The organism is Acrocarpospora sp. B8E8 (assembly GCF_039871605.1).
GTDB lineage: Bacteria > Actinomycetota > Actinomycetes > Streptosporangiales > Streptosporangiaceae > Acrocarpospora > Acrocarpospora macrocephala.
In genome coordinates this window covers 104,153-120,477 of the sequence record NZ_JBDPLV010000033.1, presented here as the reverse complement: position 1 = coordinate 120,477, position 16,325 = coordinate 104,153, and the positions used below count along the sequence as shown (strand labels likewise).

The window sequence follows — 16,325 nt, the reverse complement described above, 5'->3', positions numbered from 1 at the left end:
AACCAGCACAGCCAACCTGACGGCCGTTGTGGCTTGCTTGAGCCGTATGCCGCGATGAGTGGCACGTACGGTTCTGAGGGGGCCGGAGCACGGTAACGTGCTCCGGCTACCCGGCATTGTTTCATGCCGCGGTTAATACCCATGCGGTCTTCGACGATGAGCACATGGTCGCCTACGCCGGGCTGGCCTCAGCGATGCGACTGGCCGAACGGTGTGGCCTGAACGGCATGGTGGCCGAGCACGTCCAGGTCGCCGACCCGCTCGGCGTGAACGCGCCGCGGAAGGTCTGCTCGATCGTGGGCGGGATGCTGACCGGAGCCGACAGCATCGACGATCTGGACGCATTGCGGCACGGCGGGATGGACAAGCTGTTCGACGGCATCCGCGCCCCGTCCACCCTCGGTTCGTTCCTGCGCTGCCTGAGGTGGGGAAACGTCCGCCAACTGGAGAAGGTCGGCCGCGAGTTGCTGGTCGCTCTGGCCGCGCATGCGCCGCTGCTGCCCGGTGCCGGCACGGTGGCCTTCCTCGACGTGGACTCGATGCAGCGCCGTACTTACGGATACGCCAAGCAGGGCAGCGGCTTTGGGCACACCAAGATTCAGGGCAAGAGCGTGCTGATGCGCGGCCTGAACACGCTGATCTCGACACTGTCGACGCCGCTGGCCGCCCCGGTCATCACCGGCACCCGCCTGCGCGGCGGGACCGCGAACTCCGCGCGCGGCGCGGCCTCCTTCGCCGCCGAGTCGATCACGACCGCGCGGGCGGCGGGCGCGACCGGCATCCTGGTGATGCGCGGTGACTCGGCGTTCTACAACGCCGCCGTGCTGGGCACCTGCCGCCGCGGTGGTGTGCGGTTCTCGGTCACCGCGAAGATGGACCCGAAGATCAAGGCGGCGATCGCGGCGATCCCCGACAGCGCATGGATCTCGATCGAGTATCCGAACGCGGTCTTCGACGAGCAGGCGGGCGGGTGGGTCTCCAATGCGCAGATCGCCGAGGTCGGCTACACGGCGTTCACCTCGAAGAAGGGCCAGGCGATCACCGCGCGGCTGATCGTGCGGCGGGTCAAGCGGTTCAACGAGCGGGCCGAGCGTGGTCAAGACGAACTGTTCCCGCTCTACCGCTACCACGCGATCTTCACTGACAGCCCGTTCGACCTGGTGCAAGCGGAAGGACAGCATCGTGACCACGCGATCGTCGAGCAGGTCAACGCGGATCTGGTCGATGGTCCGCTCGCACACTTGCCGTCGGGGATCTTCACCGCGAACGCCGCCTGGCTCACGCTGGCGGCGATCGCCCACAACCTGCTGCGCGCCCTCGGCTGCCTGGCCGGACCCGTCCATGCCAAGGCCCGCGGCGCCACCGTGCGCCGCCACTTGATCGCGGTCCCGGCACGGCTGGCCCGGCACGGCCGCGGTCACCTCACCCTGCATCTGCCCGAGCATTGGCGCTGGCAGCGGGCATGGGCGAACGCTTTTGACGCCGTCCACGACCCGCCACCCGCCCGCGTGGCCTGACCAGCCCCAACCCCCGGTCACCACCACAGTCACGACCCCGATGGTCACCCGCGCACCCGCGCACCAGCCCCTGCCCCCGAGCCCGTCGACAGTGGACGAGTCGCGACCCGCGCGCGGCAGCCCTCCCACGCCCGAAAACACTGCGTTCAACTGCGGAATCGGCCCTCGTGGAGGAATTGGGCTGGGAATTGATCACAGAAATCAAGCGGTGGATCCAGGCTTAGCAACCCCACGGGATGCCCCGGCCGCTTTTGGCGCCGGTGCGGCGAGAACCACGAGTGACGCTAACGGCGCCGGATAACGGCGAGTGACCCGGCGCCGTTTCGTGGGTTTAGAGGTTCAGTTTTGGTTTGGCTGCCTTGTAGAGCCAGGCGTTGAAGAGAGGGTCGAGGTCCTGGCCGGATAGTTCCTCGGCGAGGTCGATGAAGTTTCTGGTGGTCGCCGTGGCGTGGCGGTGCTTCTCTGTCCACGTGGGCAGGAGTTCGAAGAACGTGTCGTCGCCGATCTTCTGGCGGAGCGCGTGCAACGTCATCGCGCCGCGCTGGTAGACGGCCTCCCAGTCGAACATGCCGTTACGGCCGGGGTTGCCCGTCTTGAGCTTCCAGAACGCGCCCTTGTTCTTGTACAGCCTCGCGAACGTCTGCTGGGCGGTGGGACCGTTGTGGGTCTCCTCGTACAGCCATTCCGCGTAGGTCGCGAAGCCCTCGTTGAGCCAGATGTCCTTCCAGGTCTGCGGGCCGACGCTGTTGCCGAACCACTGGTGGGCGATCTCGTGGACGATCAGCAGGTCGTCGGTGACGTCGCCGTCGTAGACCGGGCGGCCCTGGGTCTCCAGCGCGTACCCGACGTCCACCTTGTCGGCGATGCCGCCGGTCGAGGAGAACGGGTAGGGGCCGAAGTGCTTGACGCCCCATTCGGTGGCTTTGGCGGTGGTCTTGTGCAGGTGCTTGGACGTCTTGGCCAGCACCGGGTCGTACGCGGTGATGTTGGGAACCCCCGCCGCCACCCCCTGGCTGACCTTGAACTTGCCGATCGCGACCATGGCCAGGTAGGGGGCCATCGGCTCGCGCATCTCCCACTTCACCGACGACCAGCCATTACGCACCCGGACAATCCCGACATTGCGCGGCTCGCCGTTGGCCAGCACGGTCAGGCCCGCCGGAACCGAGATCGTGTACGCGAAGGTGGCCTTGTCCTTCGGGTTGTCGTTGACGGGGAACCACGTCCGCGCGCCGTCGGGTTCGCCGAGCGCGGTCGCGCCGTCCTTGGTGTGGATCCAGCCGGTGACGCCGAGTTCCGGGTCATTGACGGGTTTGGGCTTGCCGTCGTACTCGATCTTGACGGTGAACGTGCTGCCGTCGGCCAGGCCGTAGGCGGCGGTGATGGTGAGCTCCTGGCCCTTGCGGCGGAATTTGGCCTTCTTCCCGTCCACCTCCACCTTCCGGACGTTCAAGCCGGAAAAGTCGAGATTGAAGCGCGACAGGTTCTTCGTCGCCGTGGCGGTGATCGTCGCGGTCGCCGAAAGCACGTCGGTCTTCGGGTTGAAGCGCAGCTTGAGGTCGTAGTGGGCGACGTCGTACCCGCCGTTGCCCGCGTGCGGGAAGTAGGGATCCCCCAGCCCGGCCGAGCCCGGCGTGTACGCCTCCGCGTGCGCGGCGGCGGGGGTGAGTAAGGTCAAACCGGCGACGGCGAGCGCCGCGAGGGGGGTTCGTCTGCGAAGCATGCGCCCCATTATTGGGATCTACACGCGTGTGACTCCAGTCAAAGGGGCATTTCCGCATATCCTTCCGGCATCATGCGTATATCCGGCCTCTACCTCCGCTACCGGCGTAAGGACCCCTGGGTGCTCGCCGAGGTCGACCTGGAGTTGGCCCCCGGCAGCGTGATCGAGGTCGTCGGACCCAACGGCTCCGGCAAGTCCACCCTGCTCAGAGTGATCGCCGGCCTGCTGCGCCCGACCCGCGGCACGGTCACAGGGCGTCCGGCCATCGTCGGGTACGCCCCCGAACGTTTCCCCTCCGCCCAGCCTTTCACCGTCGCCGGCTACCTGCGCCATCTCGCGGCGATCCGGAAGGTGGACGAATCGGCCATCGACGAGTGGACGTCCCGCCTGCGCATGGACCACCTGCTCGGCCAGCGGTTACCCGACCTGTCCAAGGGCAGCGCGCACAAGGTGGGTCTCGCCCAGGCCCTGCTCTGCGGCCCCGACCTGCTCATCCTGGACGAACCCTTCGCCGGTCTGGACACCGCCGCCCGCGCCGAGATCGCGCTGACCGTGGACGCGATCGCCACCCGGGGCGGCATCGTGGTCGCCAGCGACCACCAGGGCGACCTGCGCACTCTCCCCAACGTCACCCGCTACGAGGTCCGCGACGCGCAGGTCCGGCCGATGGCCACGCAGGCGTCCGAACCCACCCTGAACGTCTCGGTCCGGTTGCCGCTGTCACGGGCAGCACGCCCGCCCCGCGACAGCTGGCCGCGCAACTACGGGCGGAAGGCCACGAACCGCTCCTGAGCCAGGACGAGCCCGTGGAGGCCGCCGAATGATCGCCCTGACCCGGTTCCGGATCGCCGGTTATGCCCGCTCCCACCGGGCGTTCCAGCCGCTGCTCCTACTGCTCGTCGTGATCAGCCTGCTGTACGCGACGGGGGTCCCGGTGGGGAACGAGCTGAGCTCGTACGCGGACTCGGCGGCGATCCTGATCCCCTCGTTCGCGTGGGCGGCCCGGGGATTGCTGGACACCGAACCGGACGAGCAGCGCATGATCGCGCTCACCGCGGTCGGGCGGGCGGAGGTCGCGAGCGGATTGCTGGCGGCGCTCGCGTGCAACACGATCCTGGCCCTGATCGCCCTGGTCTGGCCGCTGGCCGGGGGTTTCGCGGCGATTCCGCCGGTGGGCACGCTGGTCACGGGGATCGGCCTGCACGCCCTGGCCATCCTGGCCGGGACCGTCATCGGCGCCCTCACCAGCCGCGCCATCCTCCCCTCCCCCGCGATCTCCATCGTCGCCCTCATAGGCGGATATTTCGCCATATTGATGGCAGGGTCCTCATCGGTCTGGGCGACATTTCCCGCCATGTCCTGGATGCACGCGGCCAACCACGGCGACCTGACCGCCCGGCTCCCGGCCATCGTCGTATCGGCGGGCGTATGGATCGGCCTAGGCCTATTGGGATATGCCGGGCTTCGCCGTACCCGCCCTTAGAGATACTCGTCGTGATACCGCCACCACCCGTACGGCGGTGTCTGCGGCCACCCCTCAGGCGAGTCCTCCCAGGTCTCCTGCCGCCCGTACGGCGTGAGATCCAGCAGCTCGAAGTCGGGCCTGATGCGATCCACCCCGCGCGACGTCGTGAAGTATGTCCGGAACGCCCGATCGCCGTCCCGCAGGAAGACGCTCAGCCCGAACCCCTGATCGATCCGCGCCCCGCAGTCCCCGTTGAAATCGGCCCCTCCGGCCGTCGAGTACCACGGCACCGTCCACCCCATCCGCCGCCGGACGCTCTCGATCTCGGCCAGCGGAGCCCGCGACGTCAGCACGAACGTCGTGTCCCGCGCGTGCAGGTGCGCCAGATTCCCGATGTTGTCGGTAAAGCTCGAACACCCTCTGCACGCCTCTCCCCCAGGCTCCAGCATGAAGTGATAGGCGATCAGCTGCCGCCGCCCGTCGAACAGATCGAGCAGATCCGCCTTACCCGCAGCCCCGTCGAACACGTAGTCGGTGCGGAACTCCACCATCGGCAGCCGCCGCCGCTTGGCGGCCAGCGCGTCCAGCGCCCTCGTGGCCGCCTTCTCCTCAATCAGCAGCTCATCACGCGCGGCCTGCCACTCCTCGGCAGACACAATCTTCGGAAGAGTCATACTCCCAACCTACGAGGATCCACCCCGCAAATACATGCGCGCCCGTGCGAAACCCGTCAGGCGGTCGGGTTGGCGGCGGCGAGCTGGCCGCAGGCGCCGTCGATTTCGCGGCCCCGCGTGTCGCGCACGGTGACGGGGACGCCGTGGTGTTCCAGGCGGTGGACGAAGGCGCGTTCGTCTTCGGGGCGGGAGGCGGTCCACTTGGAGCCGGGGGTGGGGTTGAGGGGGATCAGGTTGACGTGCACGAGTTTGTTCTTGAGCAGGCGGCCGAGGAGGTCGGCGCGCCATTCCTGGTCGTTGATGTCCTTGATCAGCGCGTACTCGATGGAGACGCGGCGTTTGGTCTTGGCGGCGTAGGCCCAGGCGGCGTCGAGGACCTCGGCGACCTGCCAGCGGGTGTTGATCGGGACGAGGGTGTCGCGGAGCTCGTCGTCGGGGGCGTGCAGGGAGACGGCGAGGGTGACCGGAAGGCCCTCGTTCGCGAGTTTCGCGATCGCGGGGACCAGGCCGACGGTGGAGACCGTGACGCCGCGGGCGGAGATGCCCAGGCCGTCGGGTGAGGGGTCGACCATGCGGTGCACGGCGCCGATGACGGCTTTGTAGTTGGCCATCGGCTCGCCCATGCCCATGAACACGATGTTGTTGATCCGGCCGGGGCCGCCGGGAACCTCACCCCTGGCCAGCGTGCGGGCGGCGGCGACGACCTGGCCGACGATCTCGGCGGTGGACATGTTGCGGGTCAGGCCGGCCTGGCCGGTGGCGCAGAACGGGCAGTTCATGCCGCATCCGGCCTGGGACGAGACGCAGATCGTGGCCCGGTCGGGGTAGCGCATCAGCACCGATTCGACCAGGGAGCCGTCGAACAGCTTCCACAGCGTCTTGCGGGTGGTGCCGTTGTCGCAGGTGATCTCCCGTACCGGACTGAGCAGGTCGGGCATCAGCTGGGCGAGCACCGAGCGGGACGCGGCGGGCAGGTCGGTCATCTGGTCGGCGGACTCGGTGAGCTTGCCGAAATAGTGGCGGGAGAGCTGGTCGGCGCGGAACGCCTTCTCGCCGAGCTCCACCACCGCCGCCCGGCGTTCGGCCATGGTCAGGTCGGCCAGGTGCCGCTGCGGCTTGGCCCGGCGCGGCGCGATGAAGGTCAGCTGGCCCGCCTGAGGCGCCTCGGTCATTGCCCATCCTTCGGATCTCGATACTCATCGCCGCGTCTGCACTTAACGACGGCGGGAAGCGGCCATATTTATTAGAAAGTCGTGATCTGGACAGCCGCGACGGTGAGTCGCCTAACCGGCGGCTATGCGGCTGGCTATGGGACGGGTTTCTGGTAAATGAGTCCTGATCGGGAGGTGAGGTTTGGACAGCATGCTCACCAGCGCCAATCCCTACGGGAGCCGCACGCTGTCCGTCGAGTGCGATCAGGTGTCGTCCGTAGCTTACCTGCGCGACCCGGGCGGCATCGTCCATGGGGCGGTCTGGCTGGCCAATCATGTGCCCGCGCCGACCTCCGTCGATCTTGGCCGGTTGAACGCGGGGCTGCCGCCGATCATGCCGCGCTCGCACACCCGCTACCCGCAGGGGACCGAGCCCTTCGACGGCACGCGGCTGCGGGTGCTGTGGTTCGAGGAGGGGGACGGGGTCGCGCTGTACGAGGGCGAGGAGCTGCTGGCCGTCATCCCGGGCTGGGCCGATCTCGATCGGGGCATGCCGGGGTACGCGCGCGACGCGCTGGGGGAATCGCCGTTCGCCTGGGCGCTGGCGGAGGCGCTGGACGGGTTGGCGCCGCGGGTGCGCAAGGCCAGGGCGTACTGGGAGTGGCGGGAGGCGGAGGGGAGCTGGACGTCGTTCCAGCAGTTCGTGATGGGGCATCTGGACAGCCGGTTGGGGCCGCCCGGGCGGTATTGGGACGCCAGCGCGGGCGGGTTGCCGCGGATCGGGGTGACGGAGCGGCCTGGGCGGGATTACACGATCCTGTCCACGGTGGGGATGAGTTGTCAGCGCATGCCGACGGCTGAGCTGTATGACACGCCTACCCGGGTGGAGCTCGCGGTGGCGACCCGGCAGGATCCCCGGGTGGCGGCGCGGTTGTTCCTGTGGCTGGGGCAGTATCCGTGGCGGTCGGTGACCTGGCTGGGGCACGGGCATACGGCCCGCTGGTATCACCAGCCTGGCACGTTCCCGCTGGGCAACGGCCACGAGGGCGTGATCTTGCTGGCGGAGCCGGTGGGGTTGCCGGATATTTCGGGATTTGCGTTTGGGGGCGACGCCGTACAGTGGCTGTGGCTTGTGCCGATCACGGACACCGAGTTGCGGCTCGCGGCGGAGCGCGGGCACGAGGTGCTGTCCAGCCGGCTAGCCCCGCACACCCGCATTTAAGCCGATTTATCGGCGTTTAGTGGATGAAGAGGCTTAGCAGGAGCCAGCACGGGACCAGGGCGAACAGGAGCGAGTCCAGGCGGTCCATCGCGCCGCCGTGACCGGGGAGCAGGGTGCCCAGGTCCTTGATGCCCAGATCGCGTTTGATGATCGATTCGATCAGGTCGCCGATGGTGGCGCAGACGACCATGACCGCGCCCAGGATCGCGCCCTGCCACAGCGCGCCGCCGAGCAGCCACGCCACCAGCCAGGCCCCGACCACGACACAGGCCAGCGCGGACCCGGCGAAACCCTCCCAGGTCTTCTTCGGGCTGATGATCGGTGACATCTTGTGCCGTCCGAACAGGACCCCCGCGACATACCCTCCGATGTCGCTGGCGACGGTGATCGCGACGAAGGTGACCACCCGGTCGGCGCCATCCTCCGGGCGCAGCAGCAACGCCACGAAACCGGCGAGGAGCGCCGGATAGACCGCGATGAAGACGCTGGCCGTGGCATCCCGTACAAACCCATCCGCGCCCTGAAATGTCCGCACGCCCAGCAGGACCAGCACGGTCATCGCGAACGCGCCGACCAGCGAAACCGGCCCGCCGTAGTACGCACCGCCCAGCATCGCCGCGAGCCCAGCCAGCTGTAGCACCAGCGGCACCCGGATCTGCCGCGACCCGAACGCCTTCACCAGCTCGTGCACGCCGACGCCGACGGTCACCATGACCACGACCAGGAACAACGACTTGACCGTGTAGAGCGACCCGATGACCAGCGCCGCGAGCCCGGCCCCCACCCCGATCGCCGCAGGCAGATTCCGCCCGGTACGGCTCCCGCCCGCCGCTGGGGGCGCGTCGCCGGTACCCACCGGATCGTTGTCGTCCAAGCCGTTTACTCCCTTAATGCGCGTGATCCCTGCCCGTACGGGCGCCGCGGCGTTCGTGGCTGCGTGCGGACAAGGATCACGATGACGCCACCGGCCCGCCGGCCGGTTCGCCGCCTAGAATTCCAGCAGCTCGGCTTCCTTGTGCTTCAGCAGGTCGTCGATCTTCGCGACATGCTTCTGGGTCAGGTCGTCGAGCTCCTTCACCGCGCGATGCACCTCGTCCTCGCCCGTCTCGCCGTCCTTGACCATCTTGTCGAGGGTCTCCTTGGCGTGCCGGCGAATGTTGCGGATGGCCACCCGGCTGTTCTCCGCCTTGGTACGCGCGACCTTGATGTACTCCTTGCGCCGCTCGCCCGACAGCTCGGGGAAGACCACACGGATGATCACGCCGTCGTTGCCGGGGTTGACGCCGAGGTCACTGTCCCGGATGGCCTTCTCGATCGCGCTCATCGACCCCTTGTCATACGGCTGGATGAGGACCATCCGCGCCTCGGGGACGTGGAACGACGCCAGCTGCTGGATCGGCGTGAGCGACCCGTAATAGTCCACGTTGATCTTGTTGAACATCGCGGGCGTGACCCTGCCGGTCCGGATGGCCGCGAAGTCCTCCTTGGCGACCGTCACCGCCTTGTCCATCTTCTCTTCGGCCTCGAAGAGGGTTTCCTCGATCACTGCGGCTCCCTATTTCCCTGCCGGACTCACCAGCGTGCCGATCTTCTCACCGCGGACCGCCCGCAGGATGTTGCCCTCGCCCATCAGTTCGAACACGACGATGGGCAGGCCGTTGTCCTTGCACAGGCTGATCGCGGTGGCGTCCATGACCGCGAGGTCGCGCGCCAGGACCTCGCTGTACTCCAGCCGGTCGAAGCGCACCGCGTCGGGGTTCTTGCGGGGGTCGGCATCGTATACACCGTCCACTTTGGTGCCCTTCAGCAGGGCCTCCGCACCGATCTCCAGGGCGCGCTGCGCGGCACAGGTGTCGGTGGAGAAGAACGGCGAGCCGAGCCCCGCTCCGAAAATGACGACCCGGCCCTTCTCCAGATGCCGGATCGCACGCCTGGGCAGGAACGGCTCGGCCACCTGCTGCATCGTGATCGCGGTCTGGACCCGGGTCTCGATGCCCCGCTTCTCCAGGAAGTCCTGGAGCGCGAGGCAGTTGATGACGGTGCCGAGCATGCCCATGTAGTCGGCGCGGGCGCGGTCGATCCCGCGCTCCGACAGCGCGGCGCCGCGGAACATGTTCCCACCGCCGACGACCACGGAGACCTGCAGGCCCTCCCGGACGGCCTCGGCGATGGAGTCGGCGAGCTTGCCGACGGTGACCGGGTCGATGCCGAGCGAGTCGCCGCCCGCGAAGGCCTCCCCGGACAGCTTCAGCATCACACGCTTCCAGCGCAGCGGCCCGTCGTACGACGGGGCCGCCGGCGTGGCGGGTTCGGTGTTTTCCTGCACGTCGGCGGCCTCCTCGGTGTGGCGGTTCAAGCTGAGCGAGTATCCGTGAGTCAGCTCCTGAGGCGTTTCACGGGGACTGCCCCCAGACTATGCCTGGCCGACCTTGAAGCGGGTGAAGGCCAGCACCTTGACGCCCGCCTCGTCCGCGTACTTCCTGATGGTCTTCTTGTTGTCCTTCACGAACGCCTGCTCCAGCAGCGTGAAGTCCTTGTACCACCCGTTGATCCGGCCCTCGACGATCTTGCTGATCGCGGGCTCGGGCTTGCCCTCCTCGCGGGTCATCTCCTCGAAGAGCGCGCGCTCCTTCTCGATGACCTCGCCGGGCACGGCGGTCGGGTCCAGATACTTCGGCGCCATCGCCGCGGCGTGCTGCGCGATGTCCTTGGCGACCTCGGCGTTGGCCGAGTCCAGCTGGACGAGCACGCCGACGGCCGGCGGCAGCTGCGGGTCGGTCTTGTGCATGTACGCACCGATGTAGCCGCCTTCGAGCACCGAGAACCGGCGGATCTCGATCTTCTCACCGAGAGCCGCGTTGGCCTCGTCCAGGTGCTCCTTGACCGACTTTCCGGCCAGCTCGGACTCCAGCAGGCTGGGCACGTCGGCCGGGCGGGTGGCCAGGATGTGCGCGACGATCTCGGCCGCGAGTTGCTGGAAACGCTCGCCCTTGGCGACGAAGTCGGTCTCGCAGTTGAGCTCGAGCAGCGCCGCGGCGGCGTCGCCCTCCTGCTGGAGAGCGACCAGGCCGTTGGAGGCGGTGCGGGCCTCGCGCTTGCCGACATCCTTGGCGCCCTTGAGACGCAGGAGCTCGACCGCGCGGTCGAAGTCGCCCTCGGACTCCTCCAGCGCCTTCTTACAGTCCATCATGCCGGCGGCGGTCAGCTCACGAAGCCGCTTGACATCGGCCATGTTCACGGAAGCCATTGTCATTCCTCATGGGTTTTCGTCGTGGAGCGGGTGGGCGTTTCCGCTTCGGACGCGCCCACCCGGTGGAGCTTGCTGTGCCTGACCCGGTCAGGCCTTCTCGTCGCCGTCTTCCTGCTCTTTCGGCTCTTCCGGAGCGGTGACTTCCGCGACCTCGGGGGCCGGTTCGGCTTCGGCGGCGGGCTCCTCGGCCGGAGCCTCGGCGGCGGGGGCGGCGCTGCCCTCCAGGAGCTCACGCTCCCACTCGGCCAGCGGCTCGGCGGCGGCCACGCCGGTCGGCTTGTCGTCACCGCGGGCGGCGCCGGCGCGGGTCATCAGACCGTCGGCCACCGCGTCCGCGATCACCCGGGTGAGCAGGCTGACGGCGCGGATGGCGTCGTCGTTGCCCGGAATCGGGTAGTCGACCTCGTCCGGGTCGCAGTTGGTGTCCAGGATCGCGACCACCGGGATGCCCAGCTTCTTGGCCTCGCTGATCCCGATGTGCTCCTTCTTGGTGTCCACCACCCAGACCGCGCTCGGCACCCGGGCCATGTCCCGGATTCCGCCGAGCGTGCGCTCCAGCTTCTCCTTCTCGCGGCGGCGCATGAGGAGCTCCTTCTTGGTGAGCCCCGACGCGGCCACGTTCTCGAAGTCGAGCTCCTCCAGCTCCTTCAGGCGCTGCAGCCGCTTGTGCACGGTGGAGAAGTTGGTGAGCATGCCACCCAGCCAGCGCTGGTTGACATACGGCATGCCGACGCGGGCCGCCTGCTCGGCGATCGACTCCTGCGCCTGCTTCTTGGTGCCGATGAACATGATCGTGCCGCCGTGCGCCACGGTCTCCTTGACGAAGTCATACGCCCGGTCGATGAAGGCGAGCGACTTCTGCAGGTCGATGATGTAGATACCGTTGCGCTCGGTGAAGATGAAGCGCTTCATCTTCGGGTTCCACCGGCGTGTCTGGTGTCCGAAGTGAACGCCGCTCTCCAGCAGCTGTCGCATGGTGACGACGGGGGTGGCCATTGAAATGGTCCTCCATGGTTCTCGGTTGTTCCGCGGGAGCCGTGCGGCCCCCGCCCTGACGCCCCGAACCGTTCCAGCCAGATGGACCGAGGGAACGGTTCGTGTGATGGGCGTGCGAATTCGGCCCACATGCCGCAGGCCACCGAACAGTCTACCCGGATCCGTACCCTCAGTTGTCCGGGGCCTTGACCCCGCTACTCGGCTTTCCTGCCTCGTGGCGGGCGGGGGAACAGCCGGATATGAACCTCCACGAGGCGCGCGCCCGTGGGGGCTTCGGCGGGGTCGCGGAACACGACTTTGTAGGGGGTGAGGATCTCGGCGATTCGCGCGCTGATCTCGCGGAGCTCGTCGGCGTCCGCCAGCAGGACGGAGTGGGTGAGCGAGGTGGCGGATCGCCACTCGGACGACTCGCGCGCCGCCTGGCCGAGATACTCGGCGAGTCGCTTCCGCGCGTCGTCCAGCACGGTTTCGATGACCGCGTCCTGCGCGGCGAGGAGGTCGGGCGTGAGCTCGCCGTGGTCCGGGTCGCGGAGCATCCAGCCTCGTTGAAGCGCCCGCCAGACGCGCTCCCGGCCGTCGCCGCGCGCGGGAGCGTCCTCGACGAAGCCGTGTTTGGCCAGCATCCGGAGGTGGTAGCTGCACGCGCTCGGCGAGAGCCCGACAACCTCGGCGCATTCGGTGGCGGTGGCGGGACCTTCGGTCTGCAGCCGGGTCAAGATCGCCAGCCGAGCGGGGTGGGCCATGGCCCGCAAGACCCCCACATCATCGGTGAGGACGCGATACCGGTTGGTTTCCTGGTCTGACGGCGGCACTGCCGGGGATTCCTGCTCGGACCGCGAACTGACGCCGGACGAGTCCGACCCTGGCATTCGCGACATCGCGGACTCCTGCTCGGACGACGAACCGACTCCCCCAGAGCCCGGCCTTTGGGGCCTTGCGGGCTTCTTCTCGGACCGCGAACCCCCGTGGGGTGAGTCCGAGCCGAGAGTGGGGTCCTCTGTGGAGTGGCGCCGGGCCCCGGGCTTCTCGGTTGTCATGGCCCCCCACCGTACCTTCCTGCCATATCTGAAGGGTTGCTTTCATAGTTGTGAAGGATTAGCTTCATAATATGCTTCAGACGATTCCTCTTCGGAGACAGCGGGACTATCGGCTTCTGTGGGGCGCGCGAGCGGTCACCGAGGCGGGGAGTGAGGTGTCGCGGCTTGCCGTGCCGCTGACGGCGGTGACCTTGCTCGGTGCCTCTCCCCTGCAGATGGGCATGCTCACTGCGGCGGCCTCGCTGCCGTTTCTGCTGGTGGGGTTACCCGTGGGAGTCATCGCCGACCGGATCGCGCGGCGGCGGCCGGTGATGGTCGGGTGCGAGGTCGTGGCGGGGAGCGCGGTGCTGACGGTTCCCGTCGCGTGGGTGGCGGGGTGGCTCACCGTGCCCTGGCTGATCGCGGTGGCGCTGATCGTGGGCACCTGCACCGTGGTGTTCCGCAACTTCAACACACCCCATCTGACCAGCGTGGTTCCGGAACATCAGCGCACCGCCGCGCTGGCCGGGTTCCAGTCCGTGTTCGCAGTCGCGCAACTGGGCGGTCCTGGACTCGCGGGTTTGCTGGTCAGCGTTCTGACCGCACCGCTGGCGTTGATCGTGGACGCGATCTCGTTCCTGGTCTCGGCCGTGTGCCTGCGGTCGATTCGCGCGCCGGAGCCGACTCCTCAGACCCTTCACGGTCAGTCCGGTCGTAGTCAGTCCGACCCTGATCAATCCGACCCTGATCAATCCGGTCACAAACAGTCCGGTCACGGGCAGGTTCAGCCGGACCGGCCGTCCGGCCACGCGACTCGCGGTCGCCGGACGCTTGTTCGGGAGATTCGTCGGACGCTTGTTCGGGAGATAGGCGAAGGAATCCGGACCCTTGTCGGCCATCCGGTCCTGCGGGCGCTCACGCTGGCCGGGATGACGGTCAATCTTTTCGGGGCCGCGCAATTGGCGGTCTATGTGCTCTTCGCGGTCAATGTGCTCGGGCTGCCGGGGTGGCTGGTCGGGATCTCCGTGGTGGGGTTCGGGGGGGGTGGGCTGCTCGGCGCGGTCGTCGCGCCCCGGTTGGAGCGCCGGTTCGGTGGGAATCGGGTGCTGCTCGGGTCGGTGCTGTTCTTTCCGGTGGGGTTTGTCACGATGGCGGCGTCGTCCGGACCCGTTTGGCTGGTCTCCAGCTTGATCGCGGTGTCGGAGGTCGTGGTGGGTGCGGCCGTGGTGTGCTTCAGCGTCTGCTCGGGGGCGGCCACGCTGCGCGAGGCTCCGGAGGCGTATATCGGCAGGGTCAACGCCTCGATCAACTTCGCCACGCAGGGGGTGATGGCGCTGGGCGGATTGCTGGGTGGGGTGCTTGGGGAGTTTCTTGGGCTTCGTCCGGCGATGTGGGTGTGCGCGGCGGGTGCCGTACTGACGATTCCGTGCCTTTGGTGGTCACCGCTCACCAAGCGGGCGCATGTTCCCCACGCCGAGGCGGCGGACTCGCCCAGTACGGCTCCGCACCCTCGATCGACCCAGGAGGCCGAACAAAGGTGAGCTCCCCGAACACGCTGCCCATGGTGTCGAGCAGGTCATCCGCATAGGGTTCCGTGCCGAACTCGCCGCGCCCCAACTCGTCGAGCCACTGCGCGGTCCTCGCCAGCGACAGCTCAGCATGCCAGGAGCCACCCTCGTCAGCCCGGCGCAGCAGCCCCGCAACCGCCGCGAACGCGGCCAGATACCCCGTCGCATGATCAAGTGCCTGACACGGCAACGGCCGGGGACGGCTCCCATCACCCCCTTCATGGGCAATCCCGGACACCATCTGGACCAAACTGTCGAAACCCCGCCGCCCCGCCCACGGCCCCTTCACCCCATACGCCGATATATCCACCACGACAATCCCCGGGCGCACCCTCGCCAGCTCATCGGCCGCGAACCCAAACCCTTCCAAAGCTCCGGGCCGATACCCCCGCAAGATCACATCAGCGCCCCGAACCAACTCCCGCAACTTCTCCGGCTCAACCCGGAGATCAATATGACAAGACCGTTTCCCAAACGCGGTCTCCACCACCAGCCCCGGCACCTCAGGCAGATCCTCGGCACCCACCCGCAGCACATCCGCTCCATACGCCGCCAAGACCCGCCCCGCCACAGGCCCCGCGATCACCCGAGTCAGATCCAACACCCGAACCCCCGCCAAGGGCCGCCCATCCCCACCGAATCCGACTTTCCCAACCTCGACCATCGATCCCGAATCACGCCCGAACCTGGGTTCCCCGACCTCGACCATCGATCTCGGATCACGCCCGTACCTGGGTTCCCCGATCTCTTCCAATGGCCATGCGCCACGAGCGAGCCCAGGTGCCCCATCCTCGCCCTGCCTCTGCGCATCTCCAGCGAAGCCCGGCATCCCACGCACACCGCGGGCCAAATCGGACTGCGGCCCCTGTCCCAGCCGACCAAGCGAGATCAGCGGTCCCGCCGCGACAGCCACGGCCTGCGGGTGGTTCCGCCACTCCTCTCTCGTCCGCATCGCGGCCGCGCATCCCCCACTCCGCGTAACCGCCTCTTCAACCTCCAACGCGGTACGACCCGCGCAACCCCTGGCCAATGCCTCCCGCGAAGCCCGGTCAACCCTCAACGCCCGCAACGCCGCATCCCGGTGATGATCAAAGTTGCAATGCAGACGCACCCACCCATCAGCCGTCGCATAGTCCCCGGACAACGACGCCCACAGGCTCAGCGCTTCACCATTGATCCGGAAATATCCCTCACTTCGAAAAGCCACGGCCGCATGCCGTACATCCACCGAGACCTGCGCTCGCAACCCCGTCCTCCGACCCCACAACGCCGCCACCCCCGCCGTGAAGGCCCCGACGCTGGCCCCCGCCAACATCCCAATCCTGAACGCCGAGGGAAACACTGGCTCCGACCCCAGAACACGCACATCAGGCAACACAACCCCAGCCGCCCGCCCCAACTCTCCCACGAGCGCCCCAACTTCACCGGGACCCATCCCACCTGCAATCAGTCCGTCATCAGCCACGAGCCACCCCAGTTATCCACAGCTTTTATCCACAGCCCACAGGGTTATCCACAGAACCCCGCTCGGAAGCTCCTCCTCCAACCCGGCCGTGCACCCTTACCCCCATGCCCGCATGGATCCTGGCACCCCTCCTCGCACCAGCTCTCCTCACCCTCCAAACTCCCCACCACCAGGACCCGGCGACCCCGAATCCGCGCCCAATCCCGGCGTTCCCGAACCCCCACCAAGACCCAGCAGCTCCGAACCCCTACCTAAACCCAGCCGTCCAAATCCCCTTC

The 16,325-nt window shown here is 67.9% G+C and carries 15 protein-coding genes; 5 read left to right on the top strand and 10 right to left on the bottom strand.

The window, feature by feature from the left end:
• Positions 1-116: 116 nt before the first annotated feature.
• Positions 117-1,517, top strand: coding sequence for an IS1380 family transposase (locus ABGB08_RS29170; RefSeq protein WP_347596184.1), 1,401 nt, complete (start codon positions 117-119; stop codon positions 1,515-1,517).
• A 331-nt stretch (positions 1,518-1,848) separates the two neighbouring features.
• Here ABGB08_RS29170 and ABGB08_RS29165 read toward each other — a convergent pair whose 3' ends face one another.
• Positions 1,849-3,240, bottom strand: coding sequence for a M1 family metallopeptidase (locus tag ABGB08_RS29165; protein ID WP_347596182.1), 1,392 nt, complete (start codon positions 3,238-3,240; stop codon positions 1,849-1,851).
• A gap of 72 nt (positions 3,241-3,312) precedes the next feature.
• Between ABGB08_RS29165 and ABGB08_RS29160 the strand changes: the two genes are divergently transcribed.
• Both ABGB08_RS29160 and ABGB08_RS29155 read left to right on the top strand, forming a co-directional pair.
• Complete coding sequence (locus ABGB08_RS29160) at positions 3,313-4,032, top strand: ABC transporter ATP-binding protein (protein WP_347596180.1); 720 nt, start codon at positions 3,313-3,315, stop codon at positions 4,030-4,032.
• 28 nt (positions 4,033-4,060) lie between these two features.
• A complete protein-coding gene (locus ABGB08_RS29155) occupies positions 4,061-4,723 on the top strand; it encodes a hypothetical protein (protein WP_347596177.1) in 663 nt (220 codons plus the stop codon).
• Here ABGB08_RS29155 and ABGB08_RS29150 read toward each other — a convergent pair.
• Together ABGB08_RS29150 and rlmN are read right to left on the bottom strand one after the other, a co-directional pair.
• Complete coding sequence (locus ABGB08_RS29150) at positions 4,720-5,379, bottom strand: DUF899 domain-containing protein (protein WP_347596174.1); 660 nt, start codon at positions 5,377-5,379, stop codon at positions 4,720-4,722. The genes ABGB08_RS29155 and ABGB08_RS29150 overlap by 4 nt on opposite strands.
• 56 nt (positions 5,380-5,435) lie before the next feature.
• Positions 5,436-6,551: a 23S rRNA (adenine(2503)-C(2))-methyltransferase RlmN gene (gene rlmN, locus ABGB08_RS29145; RefSeq protein ID WP_347596171.1), complete on the bottom strand. Its 1,116-nt coding sequence runs from the start codon at positions 6,549-6,551 to the stop codon at positions 5,436-5,438.
• A 190-nt stretch (positions 6,552-6,741) separates the two neighbouring features.
• Here rlmN and ABGB08_RS29140 point away from each other — a divergent pair, with 190 nt between their 5' ends.
• Positions 6,742-7,752 (top strand): suppressor of fused domain protein, encoded by a 1,011-nt coding sequence (locus tag ABGB08_RS29140; RefSeq protein WP_347596197.1) that lies wholly within the window; start codon positions 6,742-6,744, stop codon positions 7,750-7,752.
• 16 nt (positions 7,753-7,768) lie between these two features.
• On the opposite strand, the gene ABGB08_RS29135 is transcribed toward ABGB08_RS29140, so the two are convergent.
• The 6 genes from ABGB08_RS29135 to ABGB08_RS29110 all read right to left on the bottom strand — a co-directional run bounded on the left by ABGB08_RS29135 (position 7,769) and on the right by ABGB08_RS29110 (position 12,876).
• Positions 7,769-8,626: a phosphatidate cytidylyltransferase gene (locus ABGB08_RS29135; RefSeq protein ID WP_347596168.1), complete on the bottom strand. Its 858-nt coding sequence runs from the start codon at positions 8,624-8,626 to the stop codon at positions 7,769-7,771.
• 114 nt (positions 8,627-8,740) lie between these two features.
• Positions 8,741-9,298 (bottom strand): ribosome recycling factor, encoded by a 558-nt coding sequence (frr, locus tag ABGB08_RS29130; RefSeq protein ID WP_155360320.1) that lies wholly within the window; start codon positions 9,296-9,298, stop codon positions 8,741-8,743.
• A gap of 9 nt (positions 9,299-9,307) precedes the next feature.
• Positions 9,308-10,006 (bottom strand): UMP kinase, encoded by a 699-nt coding sequence (pyrH, locus tag ABGB08_RS29125; RefSeq protein WP_218038490.1) that lies wholly within the window; start codon positions 10,004-10,006, stop codon positions 9,308-9,310.
• Between the two features lie 159 nt (positions 10,007-10,165).
• Positions 10,166-10,999, bottom strand: a complete 834-nt coding sequence (gene tsf, locus ABGB08_RS29120; protein WP_347596164.1) for a translation elongation factor Ts — start codon at positions 10,997-10,999, stop codon at positions 10,166-10,168.
• Between the two features lie 90 nt (positions 11,000-11,089).
• Positions 11,090-11,998, bottom strand: coding sequence for a 30S ribosomal protein S2 (gene rpsB / locus ABGB08_RS29115; protein ID WP_347596161.1), 909 nt, complete (start codon positions 11,996-11,998; stop codon positions 11,090-11,092).
• 194 nt (positions 11,999-12,192) lie between these two features.
• Complete coding sequence (locus ABGB08_RS29110) at positions 12,193-12,876, bottom strand: helix-turn-helix domain-containing protein (RefSeq protein WP_347596158.1); 684 nt, start codon at positions 12,874-12,876, stop codon at positions 12,193-12,195.
• 230 nt (positions 12,877-13,106) lie between these two features.
• On the opposite strand from ABGB08_RS29110, the gene ABGB08_RS29105 reads away from it, so the two are divergent.
• Positions 13,107-14,555: an MFS transporter gene (locus ABGB08_RS29105; protein ID WP_347596155.1), complete on the top strand. Its 1,449-nt coding sequence runs from the start codon at positions 13,107-13,109 to the stop codon at positions 14,553-14,555.
• On the opposite strand, the gene ABGB08_RS29100 is transcribed toward ABGB08_RS29105, so the two are convergent.
• The gene (locus ABGB08_RS29100) at positions 14,461-15,246 is read right to left on the bottom strand and encodes a CoA transferase (RefSeq protein ID WP_347596152.1); all 786 of its coding nucleotides are present in this window, start codon (positions 15,244-15,246) and stop codon (positions 14,461-14,463) included. The two genes, ABGB08_RS29105 and ABGB08_RS29100, sit on opposite strands and share 95 nt — an antisense overlap.
• Positions 15,247-16,325 lie beyond the last annotated feature (1,079 nt).

What these genes read in the sequence shown, in the direction of transcription:
- ABGB08_RS29165 (WP_347596182.1), bottom strand. Translation starts at nt 3,240, where the DNA reads ATGCTTCGCAGACGAACCCCCCTCGCGGCGCTCGCCGTCGCCGGTTTG.
- ABGB08_RS29160 (WP_347596180.1), top strand. Translation starts at nt 3,313, where the DNA reads ATGCGTATATCCGGCCTCTACCTCCGCTACCGGCGTAAGGACCCCTGG.
- ABGB08_RS29155 (WP_347596177.1), top strand. Translation starts at nt 4,061, where the DNA reads ATGATCGCCCTGACCCGGTTCCGGATCGCCGGTTATGCCCGCTCCCAC.
- ABGB08_RS29150 (WP_347596174.1), bottom strand. Translation starts at nt 5,379, where the DNA reads ATGACTCTTCCGAAGATTGTGTCTGCCGAGGAGTGGCAGGCCGCGCGT.
- rlmN (WP_347596171.1), bottom strand. Translation starts at nt 6,551, where the DNA reads ATGACCGAGGCGCCTCAGGCGGGCCAGCTGACCTTCATCGCGCCGCGC.
- ABGB08_RS29140 (WP_347596197.1), top strand. Translation starts at nt 6,742, where the DNA reads ATGCTCACCAGCGCCAATCCCTACGGGAGCCGCACGCTGTCCGTCGAG.
- pyrH (WP_218038490.1), bottom strand. Translation starts at nt 10,006, where the DNA reads ATGCTGAAGCTGTCCGGGGAGGCCTTCGCGGGCGGCGACTCGCTCGGC.
- tsf (WP_347596164.1), bottom strand. Translation starts at nt 10,999, where the DNA reads ATGGCTTCCGTGAACATGGCCGATGTCAAGCGGCTTCGTGAGCTGACC.
- rpsB (WP_347596161.1), bottom strand. Translation starts at nt 11,998, where the DNA reads ATGGCCACCCCCGTCGTCACCATGCGACAGCTGCTGGAGAGCGGCGTT.
- ABGB08_RS29110 (WP_347596158.1), bottom strand. Translation starts at nt 12,876, where the DNA reads ATGTCGCGAATGCCAGGGTCGGACTCGTCCGGCGTCAGTTCGCGGTCC.
- ABGB08_RS29105 (WP_347596155.1), top strand. Translation starts at nt 13,107, where the DNA reads ATGCTTCAGACGATTCCTCTTCGGAGACAGCGGGACTATCGGCTTCTG.
- ABGB08_RS29100 (WP_347596152.1), bottom strand. Translation starts at nt 15,246, where the DNA reads ATGGTCGAGGTTGGGAAAGTCGGATTCGGTGGGGATGGGCGGCCCTTG.